The following is a 996-nucleotide window of genomic DNA, read 5'->3' on the forward strand; positions in this document are numbered from 1 at the left end:
CCGGCCACGGCGCTCACGCCTTGCCCGTCCTTGACTCGTTGCACTGCAGCTTCCTTGAACTCCGCCGTGTACACCTGGTGCGGTACCTTAAACATTTCTTCTTTCCTTCCTTTCGGTCGAGTTTATATCCGACCTGCTGGAAGGCGAAATTTCAGAGGAAGCTCATCGTTGGGCTTGTCCCAGCCGGCTCGACCGGAGCCACCTTACTCCCTCAGCGCCACGCAGTCACCCATACCACTCGTCGGTCTGCGTCGCTCAGCCGCTAGTTTTCAGAGCGCTGATCTTTTGCCACTTGCGGCATATCAGTCGTAAGAGTTTGTTGGCAGGGTGGTCGCCCGGCTTTCGAAGCATGACGACCTCCGTTTGCCGAGACCGATGGGCTTTTCACGTTTCGCGTAAAGCCTTGCGCGCCGTTCAACGGTTGGCCAGTGCAAACAGTGTCGTGATCTGCGCGGTGCTCTTCATCAACCCTCGATACCGGGCCTTCGTCTCTCCAAACTGCTGCTGGTTCCTTCTTCATCTGGTGCGTCTCCGGGCCCCGTGTATCAGAGCCGTTCTTTGTCGAACTGGGTGCCGAAATCAAGATCGCATCGACCGCCGACCCTGCCTTCAGCATCAAGCCTTGCTCGCTCAGGATCTCATTGACCAGCGTGCGTATCACGCGGCCAAGCCGTGTGTTGCGAGGAGGTGACGGAACCGGAGAATCGCACTCTCACCAGCCAAACGCGTCATACCCTTGTCTAATCCCGAAAACCCCCTGTGCGCACACAAGCAAAGATCGAGACTGCAGGCCCTATGGGATTGCTGCCATCATGGCACCGATCGCCCATCACATAGATACAAAAATGTTTTTTTGATGTCCGCGTGATTCTCTAACAGGCTGTTGAAATACCCCTCGCCGGCGAGCAGCACTTCATTTCAATGAGTCGCTGCGCCGGTTTGTGATGTCGATTTGATGCTCAATGCCTTTTATTCAGGTGGAACCAATGCCATCTC

Annotated in this window: 1 pseudogene; it reads right to left on the reverse strand. The window is 55.7% G+C overall.

Features of this window, described 5'->3' with window-relative positions:
- Window positions 1-511: 511 nt before the first annotated feature.
- Window positions 512-762 (reverse strand): annotated as a pseudogene (locus ACLFKU_RS43595) (IS5/IS1182 family transposase); the annotation flags it as partial.
- Between the last annotated feature and the right edge of the window lie 234 nt (window positions 763-996).

It is taken from the genome of Paraburkholderia sp. EG304 (genome assembly GCF_046543485.1).
GTDB classification, from domain to species: domain Bacteria; phylum Pseudomonadota; class Gammaproteobacteria; order Burkholderiales; family Burkholderiaceae; genus Paraburkholderia; species Paraburkholderia youngii.